Source organism: Paenibacillus lentus (assembly GCF_042714055.1).
In the GTDB taxonomy this organism is placed as follows: Bacteria; Bacillota; Bacilli; order Paenibacillales; family Paenibacillaceae; genus Fontibacillus; species Fontibacillus lentus_A.
The window spans coordinates 527577-544739 of sequence record NZ_JBHGVC010000002.1; the positions used below are offsets into that span (position 1 = coordinate 527577).

Here is a 17163-nt window from a genome sequence, read left to right on the forward strand (position 1 = left end):
AAGCGAACAAACTTTCGCTTTAGGTGGTATAATGAATTCGTGATGGAGGTCTATGGACGATGAATGATAGAACGGTCAAGTACGACGACCCTATGAATCATAAGCAGCGAACAATACGGGAGCAGCAGATTGCGTTTGCCGAAATAGATTTGGGCCAGCCCGATCGGAAGTTGACGGAGGCTTTTGTGGTCGTCCCTGAGAGCAGCGAGCGGGAAGTGGATTGGCGGCAGGATTTCCGCTACGTTTCACGTGAACAGCAGTTCGTGCAGCAGGCACGGGAAATGGAATGGAAGGCCGAGGAATCGGCTGAATTTGTTCCCTTTCAGGCCTACTGGCCTACGTATGAGCAAATGCATCCGGGGCAGCTGAGATGGTATCTGTATTGGCGCGCAGAGGTGCGCTCGGCTCGATATCCGGAAACGGATTTATCCTATCTTTTTGTATACCTGTATGAGCTGATTCACGGAATCGGCTGGAGGGAGCCTGCTCAAGGCTACGAACTGATGCGCAGCGTATGGCTGGCCTACCGGGATCGGTATCCGAAGCTGGATATGTATATACGTGAATGGCAGTATGACTACGGGCTGGTGTTCGGTTTGGAGCTGCCGCCTGCCGAGCCGCTTCAGAAGCTTCCTCGAACTCTGTCGGAGGAGTTAAGAGAGCAGGAGTGGAAGCGCAGATTTACCGCCGAGCCGCTTGCGCTTACGTGGGACATGCTTTTGCCGTTGATCGATTATGACATAGAGAAAAGCCGTTTTTATAAGGGACAAGGGCGGAAGGATTTACAGGCTTACGCACCGAAAGTCGTGGCATTGGTTGATGGTTATTTGGCCAAGACCGAAGGGGCCAGGCTTCTGGAGCGATTTATGCCGCGCGAGAAAAAGGTCAGCAGACATCTGTTCCGTACTGCTGTATATAACCATGAATTGTACGGACGCACCATTCCGGTATCCGTGCTGCCGGTTAGTGGACATCTCCCGCTTCGCTCTTATTTGACACAGCTTGTCAGGCTTACGGAAAACAGGCTGAGAGAGTTCACGGGCTTTAAAGGAAAGCTGCGGGGAATTACGGTGGAGCCGGAGGTGGATCAGCTGATTTACCGTTTTCTGCATAATGAGCTTGAACAGCGTAGGGCAGAGGAGGCCAAAGCCCGCTTGCCCAAGGTTAAGATCAACAAAGCGAAGCTCTCCAGATTGCAGAGGGAATCGGATGAGGTGCGGGACATGCTGATCATCGAGGAACTGCCGTTGGTCACAAGAGAGAGAGGGCTCGAAGCATTCGAACCTTCACCCGAGCCAGCCAAACGGAGCAGGGGAACGAGCAACCGCAAAGCGGTAGATCCGCGGCAGGCCGAGATGGTTTTTGAGGGATTCATGGACTTGGAATCTGCATCGGTGCAGGCGAAGCTTCAGAAGCCGGGTGATTCGGAGGATTCAAGGGCGTCCAGCGATCCGGTTGAGTCTTATAGTGATGGCATGGCGATTACTAGTGATCTTTCGATGTTAGAGAATGAAACGCTGAGCGAGAAGCTAAACGACGCTCTGATGGAGAACGAAGGAATGGAGCTGCCGCAGGAATGGCAAGAGCTGCTTTCCCGGTTATCAGAGGCGCACAAAAAAATGCTGTCCGCACTGCTTGACGGGGAGGAGGCTGCGGTTCGGGTTGGTATTGCCGAGCAGGCCGGCTCCATGCCCGAGCTGCTTCTGGACGAAATCAACGAGATCTCGATGGAATGGATCGGCGACCTGCTGATCGATAGCGACGAGATTGCGGAGGAGTACAGAGCAGAGCTCCTGAGTATGCTTTAGGGCAGCGGTTTTTAATTTATATCTAAAACATGTTCAAATAAATGAGGTGATATGGGTGAATCAGATTCGGATTCCAAAACGGCTCACCACGGCACTGGTGAATTCCCTGACGGCGGGAGTGGTGCCTAGGATCGGACTGGAGCATATCGCTGTCGGACGAAAGCCGGAGGTGGCCTCGATCCTGCAGGATATGGATAACATCGCGGAGGGCGGGGCCGCTTTTCGCTTGATTTCCGGGAGGTATGGAAGCGGCAAAAGCTTTCTGCTGCAGATGATGCGCAATTATGCGATGGATCGGGAGTTTGTGGTGGCGGATGGGGACCTGTCGCCGGAGCGGCGGCTCGTCGGAGCCAAAGGGCAGGGGCTGGCTACCTACCGGGAGCTCATGATGAATATGTCCACTCGAACAAGACCGGATGGCGGTGCTCTGGAGCCGATGCTGCAAAAATGGATCGCTTCGCTCCAGCAGGAGCAAATGCAGAAAACCGGCCTGCGGCCTGGTGACCCAGCGCTGCATGAAGCAGTTGAGCTTCGTATTTATGCAGTATGCAATGAGATGCAGAATCTGGTGCACGGGTTTGATTTCGCCAAGGTGCTTGCTGCATATTGGAACGGCTACAAGCTGGAGGATGACGACCTTAAAGCGGCGGCGCTGCGCTGGCTGCGCGGAGAGTTTCCGACCCGTACGGAGGCGCGGAAGGAGCTCGGGGTCGGGGTCATCATCGACGATGACAGCTGGTACGACTATATGAAGCTGTGGGCAGAGTTTGCGGTGCGGATCGGATATAAAGGGCTGCTGCTGTTTATCGACGAAGGCGTGAATTTGTACAAAATCACCAACAGCATTTCCCGCCAGAGCAACTACGAGAAGCTGCTAACGATGTTCAACGATACAATGCAGGGCAAAGCCCAATACCTCGGCATCTACCTGGGAGGCACACCGCAGTTCGTGGAGGACGAGCGCAGAGGATTGTTTAGCTATGACGCCCTGCGTTCGCGGCTGATGGATGGGCGCTATAGCAGCGGTACACGCCGGACGTATACCTCGCCGATTCTGAAGCTGGACATGCTGTCCCATGAGGAAATCCTGATCCTGCTGCAAAAGCTGCGAGGCATCCATGCCATGCATTTCGGCTATGAAGCGCGGCTTGCGGATGAACAGTTGATTGCTTTCATGCAGGCGGCGGTGAACCGGCTCGGGGCCGAAGAGCTGCTGACGACCCGCGAGGTGGTGCGGGATTTCATGGATGTCCTGCATATGCTGCACCAGCATGAAGGGCTTTCGTTTGAGGAGCTGATGGGGGAGCGGGAACAGGAGTATGCCGCCAGCGTGAGCGACCGCAAGAGCGGGGCGAAGGACGAGCTGGATGATTTCCTGGCGGAGTTTGAGCTATGAGCGGCCCTACTCCTTTTTCCCGATTGGCGCCGTTTATCCAGGAATACATTTACCGCAAAAAATGGGATAGTTTGCGCGAGGCGCAGGTAGAGGCTTGCCGCGTTTTAATGGATACTCGCCATCATCTGCTGATTGCATCAGGCACGGCATCGGGGAAGACGGAGGCGGCTTTTTTTCCGGCGCTAACGGAGCTGTATCATCAGCCCTCTCAGTCTGTCGGCATTCTTTACATTGGGCCGTTGAAGGCACTGATCAACGATCAGTTTGAGCGGATCACCGAGCTGCTGAGGGAAGGAGAGGTGCCTGTCTGGCACTGGCATGGCGATGTCTCCCAAGCGGAGAAAACCAAGCTGATGCAGCGTCCCTCCGGTGTCCTGCAGATTACCCCCGAATCGCTGGAGGGGCTGCTGATGAACCGGCCCAATGCGATCCCGGCGTTGTTCCATGACCTGCGGTATATCATGATCGATGAGGTGCATGCGTTCATGGGGGCGGATCGGGGCATTCAGGTGCTGAGCCAGCTGACCCGGCTTTCGCGGATGGCATCCTGTTCGCCGAGGCGAATCGGTTTGTCGGCTACGCTAAGCGACTACGAGACAGCGGCACGTTGGCTGGGTGCCGGTACCTCAGAGCCTGTCGAGATAGTGTCTCCGCAGGGCGGTCGGAAGCTGAAGCTGTCGGTGGAGCACTTCTCCTTCCCGGATGCCCGGGATGAGCGGGAAGCCGAGCATCTGGAGCTGGCGAAGCGGAATTATTACAACTTCATTTATGATCACACACACCGAAAAAAAGCGCTCGTCTTCACCAACAGCCGCTCGGACGCCGAACTGACGACGCTGGAGCTGCGCCGAATCGCTGCGAAGCGGGAGGAGCGTGACGTGTTTCACGTGCACCATGGGAGCATTTCGGCCATGCTGCGCGAGGAGACGGAAGCGGCGCTACGCTCCGGCCCCGGGCCCGCGGTCGCTGCAGCGACGGTCACGCTGGAGTTAGGCATTGACCTTGGCGAGCTGGAGCGGGTCATTCAGCTTGGCGCGCCGTACAGCTGCTCCAGTTTTGTGCAGCGGTTGGGCCGCTCCGGCCGCCGGGGCGATCAGGCGTCCGAGATGATGTTCCTCTGCGCGGAGGAAGAGGACGAGGAGGCGCAGCTGCCTGCACGGATGCCGTGGATGCTGCTGCGGGCAATCGCCGTCATTGAGCTGTACGTCCGCGATCGCTGGGTGGAGCCGCTTGACCTGCGGCGTAAGCCGGTGGGCGTCCTCTATCATCAGACGATGAGCACGCTCAAAAGCATCGGCGAGGCAGAGCCCGCCGAGCTGGCGCGAGCCGTGCTGACCTTGCCGGCTTTTCGCGGGATGGAGCCGGAGGAGTTCAAGCAGCTGCTGCAGTATTTGCTGCAGACGGATCACATTCAGCAAACGGAGGAAGGCACGCTCATTATCGGGCTCGGCGGCGAGAAGATCGTGAACAATTTCCGCTTCTATGCGGTATTCAAGGATGATGAGGAGCATGCGGTGTATAATGGCTCCGAGGAGATCGGGAGCATCACGACCGTACCGCCGCCGGGCTATTGCTTCTCTCTGGCCGGCAAGCTGTGGAAGGTCGAGGAAGTGGACAGCAAGCATAAAGCGGTATATGTAAAAACCTCGAAAGGCAAGGTAGATACACTGTGGCTCGGAGCGGGCGGTGAAGTTCATACGCGAGTGCTGCAAAAAATGCGCCAGGTGCTGCAGGAGCAGACGCTGTATCCGTATCTGGCGCCCGGTGCGGTGAATCGCCTGGAAAGGGCGCGCAGGCTGGCCCGGGAAAGCGGTTTGCTGCGCAGTCCCGTCATTCCGGCCGGCGGCGATTCGCTGTTTATTTTGCCATGGGCTGGAAGCAAGCAATTTCGTACCTTGGAGCGTCTTTTAAAGCATAATCTTTCGGAGCCGATGAAATTACGTCAGGTTGTCCCAATGGAGCCGTATTATATGGTCGTTTCGGGAAGCGCAAACGCCGCGGAGCTGCTTGCAGGCATTGAAGCTGAGCTGTCCGCGATTCCAGATCCGGAAGCGCTGCTGGATGCTGCTGAGGCGCCGTACCTGGGCAAGTACGACGAATTCGCGCCTCCTGAGCTGGTGCGCCGAGCTTTTGCTGTAGACGGATTAGATGTAAAAGGATTGGCAGAGGTGCTTGCTTCACATAAATATGAATAAAAGGAGATCAGGAATGGCGGCGAAAATGAAAATAATGGCTCCGCAGCTACCGTTCGATTTGAACGAATCCGACTTGAGTGATTTGCTTGACAGCGAGGATCATGAGCTGGTAAATGCCTTAGTTAGCGGAGAGCAGATGGAACATGAGGTTTTAGAGAAATGCATCCTTGCCAAGGTGTTGTTTCGAGGGTGCTCATTTGCCAATGCCAGGTTTGAACGGATGGATATGACGGATGTTGTCTTGGAAAACTGCGATCTGTCCAACGCTGTGCTGGAGAAGGGCGTAATTCACCGCGTTCATTTCAAAGGCTGTAAATTGACGGGCGTCAATTTATCCAAAGCCAATCTCGGGCATGTGACGTTCGAAAATTGCGTCTTGAATTTGGTCGATCTGGTGGAGGCCTCGCTGAAACAGGTACGGATGATCGGCTGCTCTTTGCAAAACGCCAATTTTTATGGCTGCAAGTTCAAGGATGTGCAGCTTGATGAATGCGAGCTGAGTGAGGCGGACTTTACGGAGACCTCGCTAAAAGGCATGGATATCAGCACCTGCACCTATGAGCGTATCGATATCCCTGCTTCCGCCTTGGCGGGCTGCACTGTTTCGCCGGAGCAGGCGATTGGTTTTGCCAAACTATTCGGGCTGAAAGTTAAGTATTAATAGGCTGCTCCAATAGATAGTTAATCCGAAGACAGAACTCTTACAGTGGGCTGTCTTCTTTTGCATGAATTGATTTATAAATAAACAACGTATTTCTGCTGAAGTCTTCCGCACCTTAGTTGCCAGATGTATAATCGTGGAAGAAGCTCGAACAACAACCGACCCAGCCTAAGACAAAAGCTATCTAAGGCTGGGTTGTTTTCGGAACCTGAATGTTATTGGAGAGCACCGAGGATTAATTTTAAAAGGGATGATTAAATGAAAAAAATACAAACGATGTTATGGTGCCAAGAATATTCTGGGATGTATGTTGTGGCTGTACAGAGCCAGTTCGTTCCTGAGTACTTACTTAAAGGGTAAAGGGGAGGTAATTTTTTTGAAGAAAGTGCTGGTGCTAGGCTGTGCTGGTTCAGGGAAATCAACCTTTTCATCACAGTTAGGCCAAGTTACTGGTCTTCCCGTTATTCATCTTGACTCATTATATTGGAAACCGAATTGGATCGCTGCAACCGAAGAAGAATGGGATCAAACGATGGATGAATTAGTAAGACTTGAGTCATATATTATGGATGGAAATTACTCAAGGACGCTGAGCAAGCGTCTTATGGATGCGGATGTGGTATTTTATTTCGATTTCCCGCGTTTATTATGTATCTATCGAGTGATTAAACGAAGGATCATCAATCATGGAAGAACGAGAGAGGATATGGGGGCAGGCTGCAGAGAGAAAATTGATTTTGAGTTTTTGAGATGGATTTGGAATTTCAGAAAAAGAAGCAGAGGTAAAATTTTAGAAACGCTTGATCAAGTCAAAGAACAAAAACAGATCTATATTTTTAAAACATCAAAGGAAGCAAAGAAATATATGGAAATCTATCGAATGGGAGGAAATGATGAAGCCAACGATTAAAGCATTATTTTTGACTTGGATAACACACTAAGTGAAGCAGGAAATCATTCAGGAGGACAAAATATGATAGGCCCTTTGTTTTTAAGGGGAGAATTGATAGAGAAATTTAGAAATCATTTATTGAGTGTTCCTTATTATCACATTATCCATAAGGGAAGCAGTCAAATAGATAACCCAATTATGAATCTTTCCGAGGATCAAATCGACTCAATAATACATAACTTCGTCAATTCAAACTTTCCAATTGTGTGTTCTGCAGGAAGCAAAAGCTCGATTCCATTTTTCGATTATCATATCGCATTGAAATATAGCAATGACATGAGAGAAGTTGAAATATCCGAACTGCTAGTATTTGAACCAAAAGATAGAAATGCAATTAACGGAATCGAAATGGCTTTCTATGTGTTAGTAAATAAAAAAGTTGGAGTTGAAAGGATACAAATCCCTTTTATTTTGAAAGGGTTAGATGATCGTAAAGATATTTTTATAGAGTTTGACTTTCATAGAAATATAACTTATTTGTCCAAAAGAACGGAGCTCTGAGTAGAAACAAAATTTGGGGTGAATTTTTGAATAATAAATACAATCATAAAGCGATTAATATACTCGTCTGGGTTATCTTTATTAGTTATAGTGCATGTTTGTTATTTTGGATGTTTAGGGGATTTGGCCGGGTTACCCACACGGATTTTAGATTTAATTATGTACCTTTAAGAACCATATTAGGTTTTATTGTTGATCTAAGTTCTCTTAACCTCTTAACCACCACAATAAACTTAGCTGGAAATATAGGCGTGTTTATTCCTTTTGGAATCATATTGCCTTATATTTTCAAAGGTTTGAGAAGGTATAGTTTGTTTACGGTTTACTTTATAACTGCGATTATAATCTTAGAGATAATGCAAACAGTACTAAGGGTAGGTATAGGGGACATCGATGATGTTATTTTAAACTACATAGGTGCGAGTATCGGTTTTTTATTATATAGAAGTTTTTTGTGCAAGCAGCTATCCTAGGTCGGGGCATTTTGTGATTTAGGAATGTCAGTAAAATCTTTTGAACGGTCGGTGAAGATATGGAAGCAGAAGTACTGCGATTAGCCAAAGATTTGTCTACGAGAATCATTATGGAAGCAGGTAATTTGATTAGAGAACGTTTCAATAGCTTTAATGTGATTCAAGAAAAGGATGAATTCGGCGATGTAGTCACTGAAGTAGATTTGTTGGCGGAAGAAATGATCATTAACGAAATATCCAGAGTGTTTCCGAATCATCAGGTGCAGGGAGAAGTCGGCTTTATGTTTCTTCTAAGCAGGGAGGCTCGTTTTGTAATGGAAAAGTAATGAAAGTTAGATTTAAGGAGGATGTACGTAAAGGTAATGTAGGATGGATACAAGGGCATAAAGTTCAGAATGACAGGAAAGCAGTGTGCTTAAGGCAGCATATCGATACGCATTTTAGAAGGATGCTTCGGTTGTGGGCACCAACTATTCTATGGTGTATGTTAGCGAATGGAGATCTAGACGGAATTATTCTGTACAACTCCGAGGGCGATGATCTGTACTCTGGAATTCTGATGGTTCAAGAAGCTGGCGGTGTGGTGTTTGATTTTGAGGGCCGTCCCTTCAATGGAATGAATGAAGAACCCTATTATATTGCATGTCATCCGAATAACAAGGATTATTTTCTTAGAGCGGTTCATGAAGGATTAACTCAATTTTAGATGCCTTGGATCGGATGCAAGCGATATTCGTATTTTGGGCGTGGTCGTTACAGGTTCGGTAAAAGATTTTCAAAACTAAGCGAGCAGCCTTATGTCCGAGGAGTCACTTTAGGATCTGTAGTCGAAAAATACTAAGTCAATACCATTTAGTCCTATCGCTACGCGATGGACAGATGTATAATCATGGAAGAAGCTCAGCAAATAACAACGATCCAGCCCAGCCCAGACTAGAGCGCTTATTGATGGCTGGGTCTTTATTGTGTGCCCAGGATGAAAAATGCAAATAAATGATCAGAATAAGCGCGCCTTATGTACTAGTAGCGATATCTTGTCAATTGGAAAAGGGGAAAACAAATGATTAATCCTATCAGCCATATCCATTGGAAGGAAATCAGCGTCGACCTAGAATCCTTGTCAGGAAAAGATGCTGAAATCGACATTGCTCCATTAAACTCAGGGCTTGAAGCAGAGGTTTATAAAATCAGTACCTCAGAATCTGATTTTGTATTAAAAGTTTGGAATCGTAGCTCCAAACCCAATATTTCCATTCAATTTAAACTGCTGCAAGATATGTTCAAGCAAGGAATGGCTGTGTCCAGACCCATCGGATGGGGAATGGATGAGCTCAATAACCAAGTTTTATTAACTAGTTTTGATGGAATGCCAATCGATAAAGTGAATAAATCCAAGCTTGCAGTATTTGCAAATATGTTAACCGATATACATAAGCTTCAGCCGGAGTTATTAAATACACCTGTGCCAAAATACGATTTCGCAGGTTATTTTTTTCCTGGAATTGATGAGCATTTTGATATTAAGGAGCAGTTGAGTCAGCTTGTTACAAACACAAATATAGAACAGAATCAACTTATCCATGGAGATTATAATTTGGGAAATATCCTTGAATCAAATGGGAAGTACACGATAATTGATTGGACGAATGTCCAGCTTGGGGACCCTAAATATGATATAGCATGGTCGATTATCTTAATGCGGATTTATGTAAGCGAAAGATATTCTAGTCATTATCGCTCTCTTTTTGTGACGATGAACAACTATTCCAAAGATGAATTAGAAAAATATGAAGCGATTGCTTGTCTTCGCTGGATTCTGTTGAATAGAACGCAAAATCTCCCTAAAGGAAATAATACAATTCAAACGGTAAAATCGATATTAAGGGAAAATAGTTATTTGACCGAAAAACTACTTTGTTAATTTCTAATAGAGGTTGTACGAATTTCAAATATAAAAAGCGCACGTTGGAGACTAAATTATGATTCATTATTTAATCACTATCTTTGTTCTGACCATGATTATTCATACCGCAGAGACGCTGTCTTATTCCTTAAGATATGCTGGAGTCAAAGTAAACAAGATTGCGGTTGCATTATCACTGACAGGGATCATGGTACTTGTCTCGAGAACGGCCAATTTGGTTCAAGCCCCCCTAACCGCGAAGTTTATTGATTTTGCCAGGATAGATCCGACGTTTAACGTGCTCGGATATCTCCGAATTATATTGATCTCGGCCTCGGTAGGAACTTTCGCAGGGATTATTCTTTTTCCTACGTTTGTGAACATATGGGCGAGAGTGATTGCGAAGCTGGAGATCGCGGGTTCATTACCACGATTGATTTCAAGTGTTACGATAACGCAGCTTAGAAATACGAAGCATTACATCAAAAAGCCAACATTTCGTTTACGAGAGTTTAGATATTTGGGAATCTCCAAAAGATTCATACTTTTAAACATTATCGTAACAGCAATTTACACGGTTGGAGTGCTGGCCTCCTTATACGCGGCTCATTTAGTTCCCGAGTTAAGTACGATGGCATCACAATCATCCGGTTTAATCAATGGAATTGCGACAATTCTATTAACCATATTTATTGATCCGCAAGTAGGATTAATCACCGATCGGGCCATTAACCATGAAGCGTATAGAGAGCGGCTGGGGAAAATATACATGGCGCTCATGGTGTCAAGGTTTTTGGGAACTTTAGCTGCGCAAGCCATACTCCTTCCGGCATCTTATTTGATTTGCATGGTCATTAAGCTGATTTAGAGCCCGTTCTTTCAAATGTCTACTTAGATGTTTTGTAAAGGCGGGCTCTTCGTGCAGGCTCAACTGTTCTGTTGAGCTTGCTCTCCCTTGGGCTCCCAGGCTACGACTTGCTTTGTTTTGCTGATTTTCTCATAAAAGAGCTGAGGTTCTCTACGAATGGCATAAATGACGACGTGAATAAAGAAGGCCACATCAAGCGCAAATGTACCCAGTACAACCAATACGGTGATGATCGGAGAGGAGTACTCATCGACATTGGAAGAAATTTGGTTTAATCCGAAGAGCAGCCAGTACAGGATCCCATAACGTACGACCAGAGACAATAAAGAGATTTTCGGGTTCGTTCCCGTCCGCGTTAACCGGATTCGTACAACCCATTTGCCGAAGGTAAATCCGCCTGTTAAATAAGGGATAAGCATAAAATAGATCCCTGATGAGACCAGGAATGAAAGCGGCAAATTGAGCGTATGATCCAAAATGTTTTGGAGGAAGGACCATAAACAGAAGTCAATCAGATACGCTATCCCCCGTCGGATATAGGTAACGCGCTTGGCGGCAGGATTAACATGAGCATCCAGGCGGTCGATCTTTGGCAGCAGGCTTGAAGTCCAGTCGGCGATGAGTACTCCGATGATACCTCCTAATGTATTCATTAAAAGATCGTCAACGTCAAATACGCGATAAGGGTGCTTGTAGATGCCGTATAAGCCTGTTAACTGCGTCAGTTCGAAGAACAGAGAGAGCAGGAATGAGAACACAATACAGCGCAGCCATCCGAGGCGGTAATAATAGCGCAGTACCATGCCGAAGGGAACGGTCAGAAAAATATTGAACAGAACCTGCAGAACAGCCCGTTCCTTAAGCAAATACAGGTAGGTCGCCGGATTACTGATGACGATTGACGTTTCCTTCAGAATGTCGCGGATGAAATTCAGCGGAATCAGTTGAAGCCCTCCCGAAGCCATGGGGATATTATCCCTGGAGGCTGGAAGCGGCAATATAACGAGAAAATAGGCGTTCATTAAATACAGCAAAAATAAATATATAACGAATCCCCTAAATTTGTTGATGTAGCCATACTTGCGATATTGTACAATCAGAAACGGCAGCGTGAATAAGAACGCCGCAAAGGGAAATGCGAAAAAAGCGTATTTGATTGGGAACAGATAGGATTGAAGCATAACGCACCTGCCATTTTTTTAGATTATTATATTATAACGAATATTGTCCCCTGTTACCCTTTATTTTTATTTAATTTTGCCATTGAAAAAAAGGCTGCCCCGAATCAGTTTGATTCAGAGCGAGCCCTTACTCGTTGGCTTGTAGTTTATTTTACTGTAACTGATAATATATCGCTTTTTGTAATCCCACTGGCATTCTCCAGCTCGACTTGATACTCATACACGCCTGCCGCCTTGTCTTCGACCTTAGTTGCTGCCGATTGAGCGTGTGGAGAAGATGCTGTCAGAGCCTGCGTGTCGATTAGAACACCGTTCTCGTAAAGCCGATAGGCGGTGGCATTCGTGCCCCACCATAAATTCATGGTCAACTGATAGCTGCCGTCGCCGTTCCAATTCTCGTCTGACAGTACCGGTTTGGCTGGCGCTGCATGCTTAACGGTAATTGTTCTGGCTTCACAGGCGGTCGTACCGAATTTGTTGATGAGTTCGCAGGTGTAGGTATAAGTGCCGTTCGGACGGCCCGTAATTTCCGTCGAAGCCGTCTGCACGGAAGGGGAATCGTCGGTCAGCTTCTGCGTATCGATCAGTTGTCCATTCTCGTAAAGCTTATACTCACTGCCGTTATTGCCCCACCACATGTTCATCGTAATGGTGTAGTCGCCATCCAGCAGACCAGTATCATATCCGTTATTATCGGTTAATATCGGCTTGCCTGGAGATTCGGTTGCTTTAATTGGCTCCTCCGGTTCATGTGGAGCTCCTACATAGCTGATCAAAGGTGCTTTAGGCTGCTCCATGCCTTCTCCCAAGAAGAAGCTTGGATGCGGCGGCTGGTTGTAGCCGACGTTCTGCCATGCGACTGCCAGGCGATAGACCGGATCGTGCATCAATGTGCGAAGCTTGTGCTCCGTTGAATCCACGGTGGTGTAGACGCGAAGCTCCGTGCTGTCCTCGGATCGCCAGATGACCTCCTCCCGCCAGTCGCCGAACAGATCGGCCTGCAGGGCCGGATTTCCTTTGGTGTAGTTGTTCGATGAAGTGCCATCTGCAGTTAGCAGGTTTATGGTCGTTTGGTTCTTGTAGTCCCACTTATCGATTGTGCCCGTACCCGTTTTGGCTTCATTATTCCATTTATGGTCAAGCAGCTCCCGCAGAAGGTCGCCGTCCCACCAGATTCCGAAGTTGGCCGAGGATGGTATCTTGTCGCTGATTAATTCGCCTTGCGCGCTGTAGAGACCAGTGATCGGAATATGCTCCTCATTCGTAATGGTTGACGCCCATGCCTCTTCGCCCGGATAATTCGGATCGATATCGGCGGTCATGCCCCGGCCGGTATCTTTGCCCGTGAATACGCCCCACAGTATTTCGCCGGTGGCTGCATCATGCATTTCCAGCCCGTACTTGGCACCCGTATGCTCATGCACGCCGAATACCTCAAGCCCAGGGCGGGTTGGATCGAGATCACCAAAATGGATGGCATCGCCATGTCCGAGGTCGGTGCTGTATAGAATTTTGCCGTCGTCATCTATCGTGATTGCGCCGAAAATGATTTCATCCTTACCGTCATGGTCTACATCACCGACCGACAGGTTATGGTTGCCTTGGCCGGCATAGCTTCCGTTGCCTTCATCATTCGTATCAAAGCGCCACTGCCTCGTTAAATGGCCGTCCTTGAAGCTGTATGCGGCCAGAACAGTGCGTGTGTAGTATCCGCGGCTGAAGATGACGCTAGGATGCTCACCGTCCAAGTAGGCCACAGCCGCCAGGAAACGGTCGACCCGGTTGCCATAAGTGTCGCCCCATGACCCTACATCCCCGCGCGGCGGGTCATAGTCGACGGTAGACAATTCTGCGCCGGTCCCGCCATCGAATACGGTCAGAAACTCATCGCCAAGCAGGACATAGCCAGAGCTGTTCCGATGGTCTTTGGAGGCGTCGCCGATGACCTTGCCTTGGCCGTCGATCGTTCCGTCAGCCGTCTTCAGCACCACTTCAGCCTTGCCGTCTCCATCCAGATCATAGACCAGGAAAGGGGAGTAGTGTGCTCCGGCACGAATATTATGACCTAGATTAATGCGCCACAGCCGCGTTCCATCAAGCTTGTAAGCATCCAAATAGACGATTCCGGTATAACCGCTCTGCGAATTATCCTTCGCATTGGAAGGCGACCACATCAGCACAATTTCGTACACGCCATCCCCGTCCAGATCGCCGATGCTGGCATCGTTTGCTGTATACGTATAAGGCTGGCCGTCTTTGGTATATGCATCGGCTGGTTTTTGGAGCGGGATTGAAAGATATTGCTGCTGCCAAACGCCGAACTCGCGGCTGGTGTCTTGTTCCTTGCCATTAATGATAGTCGTTACTTTATATAGGGAATGATCCTTTCCATGTTTATCCACGAAGTTTGTGCTGTCCACAATCGGCTTCTTGTTCACTTTAACCCCGTCACGGTATATATTAAAGGCGATATGGTCGGGGTCAAGGCCAAGCATTCTCCAGCCAATGTAGTTGCCGTTGCTTGTCTTCACAGCAATAGGAGCCCGATCTAAATATTCCATCTCGCGGTACAGCGTCGTCACCGCCTCGGTTATCAGTACATCCGACATGTTAGAGATTCCGCCAGCATTGACCGAAGCGACCTTATAGTAATAAGGGATTGTTGTAAGCACGGTTGTGTCGGTATAAGAGGCCGTCTTTGTTTTGCCTATAAGCGTATACTCGCCGTCCTCTTTGGCAGCTCGATATACGTTATAGAAACGGGCCTCTTCAACATCATCCCAGGTGAATGTAACATCATTCTTGTGGATCGCCTGAACGCTTAGCGCGGTTGGCACCGGAGCCAGCGGCTGTCTCGGATCGACCATGGTTACAGCTAGTCCGTTCGATGGAACTGATTCAAATCCGCCATTGTCCATCGAGGTTACGCTGTATACATACGTCAGGCCGACATCAGCTGTTGTATCTGTAAATGCTGTATCGGTTGTTTCCCCGATCAGCTCAGGATGGGCCGCTCCTTCCGTTTGGCGATAAACTTGGTATTTGACGGCATCCGTTGCACTTGCCTTCCAGGATATTTTTGCCGTAACAGGATCGCTCGCCAGCTCCAGCTCATCCAACTGCAGCGAATCGGGTGCAAGCAGAATAGGCGTTATCTCCAGCCCGTTGAGATGCGCAGTCTGGCCACTGAAGATCAAGTTCATTTGCCCGTCGGTAACCGCGATTTGGTTGAATGCCTTCTCGGCAATATTCTCTTTGCCGGAGGAGACTGTGCCGTAATCCTTTCCTTCAATATTGACATTCGTCCTCGTCGAGCCGATCCAATCGCCGGTATAAGTTTTAACGGAATAGGAGCCGTTCGGCAAGTCGACCTTAAACTCATAGCTTCCGCCAAAATAGATGACGAAGTCCCGGCGCAGCGCATCCGTTGCATTTCCGCGATCCCTGTCATCCATGCCCGCGCTCGAGGTCAGGCCGTAACCGAGCTGTGGCGTATACAGCGTTTGGCGGGTTACCTCCGTATAGCCTTCGGCAATTGGTGCCCCTATTGGCCCAAAATCATATTTGTACTGCGCAGACTTTGTTCCTATGCGGATTTCATCCGAAGGCTCGGATTCTCCCCGTCCATTCACAGCTGTGACGCGAGCGGTATAGGCTGTGCCTTCCAGCATGCCGCTGATCGTAATGGACGGAAGGGTTGTGGTTCCGATCATCTTGTAGGCAGATTCCGGCTCCGTATCCAGCTTGCGGTATACCTTGTAGATTTCTGCCGTCTCGACCGTATTCCATTTCAGAACCGCGCCAGCATTGCTAATGCTGCCTGCTGTTAAGCCTTGCGGCTTGGCTGGTACACTTTCCGGCTGCTCGTTCTCCTTTACATAATCCGAAAGTGGCAATAATCCCAACTGTTCTATTCCTCCAGCCACGAGTTTGGCGATTTGGATGGCGCCGTATTCCTGGAAGTGAGTGTCGTCTGCAGATCCATTCGGAAAGGCTTGGTAAACGCCTGGATCCACATGCAGGAAAACGGATCGGGCGGCCTCCGGGCCGATGGAGTCGTAGTAAGCGACGCTAAGCGCATTTAAGTCGACGAGCCTTACATCAAGCTCATTTGCAACTTCCTTCATGGATTTTACGTATTCCGGGAAGCTGACATTGAATTTACCTGTAGCCTCATTGAAATCTCTCCGGCCAACAGGGGTAATCAGAATAGGAGTAGCCCCTCGCTGCCTAGCGCCAAGAACATAGGATTTCAGATAAAATTTGAAATCCTCGGGCGAGGTATATCGCTCCGGTCTGCTAATCGTCGCATCGTTATGGCCGAATTGGACAAGCAAATAATCGCCAGGCTTAATGGCCCGTAGAATTTCATCGAGCCTGCCTTCATACACAAACGATCTGGAGCTGCGGCCGCCGATCGCTCGATTATCGATGCGAACATCGTCTGTAAAATAACGGCTGATCATTTGGCCCCAGCCCGCCTGCGGCTGCCAATAGGAATCATAGGTTTGAACCGTTGAATCACTCGCTAGATAAACGACGGGTTGTTCACCTGGCTCACGATCCAGCTGCTTGCGGATGACAAGCGCATTGATATTCGGTGCCGTGCCCGTAAAGTCCATATTCAATTGGCCGTCAATCAACGCAATATCGAAGTCCATCTCCAAATATTGCCCCGCTGCCTTGGCAGTTTGCTGTACTTTCTGAATCGTCTCCACCGTTATTGCGATCTCTGTCGACCCTTGTTCATCGCCTGCAATCAGGGAGACTGTGTAGTCGCCGTTTGGCAGATCAACGATGAACGACGTATCTTTCGGGACGACGAAATCGGACTTCAGCATGCTGCCTGTATCTCTATCCTGCTCAGAGACCTGCGATGGATCAGCGAAGCCGTATCCCAAGCTTTTAGAGTAAGAAGTGGCTGCTGTAACCTGTGTATATCCGTCTGCTGCCTGACCGGGGCCGAAGTCGAATCGAAGCTCATGGCTATCCAATAAGGAGATAGGAGAGTCATAGACAGCGCTTGTTACCGTGTCAGGTACGAGTTCCCGTGATTCCGGTTCATCCGCACGAGCATTTGATCCGAAGGGTAGCACTGTGCTGAAGAGCATAACCGTAATCAAGAAAACAAGAAACAGATGTCTAAAAATGTTGCTTTTCATAATTGCCATACCCTCTTTCTAATTTAATCTTAGTAAAACACTCTAACTGTAAGCGGTTACAAA

Annotated in this window: 13 protein-coding genes; 11 read left to right on the top strand and 2 right to left on the bottom strand. The window is 48.6% G+C overall.

Annotated elements, in window-relative coordinates:
* Window positions 1-59 precede the first annotated feature (59 nt).
* The 11 genes from ACE3MQ_RS06135 (at window position 60) to ACE3MQ_RS06185 (ending at window position 10757) form a co-directional block, all read left to right on the top strand.
* On the top strand, window positions 60-1808 hold the full coding sequence (locus ACE3MQ_RS06135; protein WP_379391658.1) for a TerB N-terminal domain-containing protein: 1749 nt from the start codon (window positions 60-62) through the stop codon (window positions 1806-1808).
* Between the two features lie 55 nt (window positions 1809-1863).
* The gene (locus ACE3MQ_RS06140) at window positions 1864-3204 is read left to right on the top strand and encodes an ATP-binding protein (RefSeq protein ID WP_379391660.1); all 1341 of its coding nucleotides are present in this window, start codon (window positions 1864-1866) and stop codon (window positions 3202-3204) included.
* On the top strand, window positions 3201-5399 hold the full coding sequence (locus ACE3MQ_RS06145) for a DEAD/DEAH box helicase (protein ID WP_379391662.1): 2199 nt from the start codon (window positions 3201-3203) through the stop codon (window positions 5397-5399). The genes ACE3MQ_RS06140 and ACE3MQ_RS06145 overlap by 4 nt, the downstream gene beginning before the upstream one ends.
* A 13-nt stretch (window positions 5400-5412) precedes the next feature.
* Window positions 5413-6060 (top strand): pentapeptide repeat-containing protein, encoded by a 648-nt coding sequence (locus tag ACE3MQ_RS06150; protein ID WP_379391664.1) that lies wholly within the window; start codon window positions 5413-5415, stop codon window positions 6058-6060.
* Window positions 6061-6445: 385 nt separating this feature from the next.
* A complete protein-coding gene (locus ACE3MQ_RS06155) occupies window positions 6446-6970 on the top strand; it encodes a DNA topology modulation protein (protein ID WP_379391871.1) in 525 nt (174 codons plus the stop codon).
* A 63-nt stretch (window positions 6971-7033) separates the two neighbouring features.
* Window positions 7034-7513, top strand: a complete 480-nt coding sequence (locus ACE3MQ_RS06160; protein ID WP_379391666.1) for a hypothetical protein — start codon at window positions 7034-7036, stop codon at window positions 7511-7513.
* Window positions 7514-7539: 26 nt separating this feature from the next.
* Window positions 7540-7986 carry a VanZ family protein gene (locus ACE3MQ_RS06165; RefSeq protein WP_379391668.1) on the top strand — a complete coding sequence of 149 codons (447 nt, stop codon included), beginning with the start codon at window positions 7540-7542 and terminating at the stop codon, window positions 7984-7986.
* Window positions 7987-8045: 59 nt separating this feature from the next.
* Entirely contained in the window at window positions 8046-8312 is a 267-nt protein-coding gene (locus tag ACE3MQ_RS06170) for an inositol monophosphatase family protein (RefSeq protein WP_379391670.1), read from the top strand.
* Window positions 8312-8692, top strand: a complete 381-nt coding sequence (locus ACE3MQ_RS06175) for an inositol monophosphatase family protein (protein ID WP_379391672.1) — start codon at window positions 8312-8314, stop codon at window positions 8690-8692. Before ACE3MQ_RS06170 ends, ACE3MQ_RS06175 begins: the two co-directional genes overlap by 1 nt.
* Window positions 8693-9046: 354 nt before the next feature.
* Window positions 9047-9907 carry an aminoglycoside phosphotransferase family protein gene (locus ACE3MQ_RS06180; RefSeq protein ID WP_379391674.1) on the top strand — a complete coding sequence of 287 codons (861 nt, stop codon included), beginning with the start codon at window positions 9047-9049 and terminating at the stop codon, window positions 9905-9907.
* A 58-nt stretch (window positions 9908-9965) separates the two neighbouring features.
* A complete protein-coding gene (locus ACE3MQ_RS06185) occupies window positions 9966-10757 on the top strand; it encodes a lipid II flippase Amj family protein (RefSeq protein WP_379391676.1) in 792 nt (263 codons plus the stop codon).
* 59 nt (window positions 10758-10816) lie between these two features.
* Here the strand turns inward: ACE3MQ_RS06185 and ACE3MQ_RS06190 are convergent, their stop codons facing one another.
* Both ACE3MQ_RS06190 and ACE3MQ_RS06195 read right to left on the bottom strand, forming a co-directional pair.
* Window positions 10817-11938: a VanZ family protein gene (locus tag ACE3MQ_RS06190; protein WP_379391678.1), complete on the bottom strand. Its 1122-nt coding sequence runs from the start codon at window positions 11936-11938 to the stop codon at window positions 10817-10819.
* 146 nt (window positions 11939-12084) lie between these two features.
* Window positions 12085-17100 carry a rhamnogalacturonan lyase family protein gene (locus ACE3MQ_RS06195; protein WP_379391680.1) on the bottom strand — a complete coding sequence of 1672 codons (5016 nt, stop codon included), beginning with the start codon at window positions 17098-17100 and terminating at the stop codon, window positions 12085-12087.
* Window positions 17101-17163: the final 63 nt, after the last annotated feature.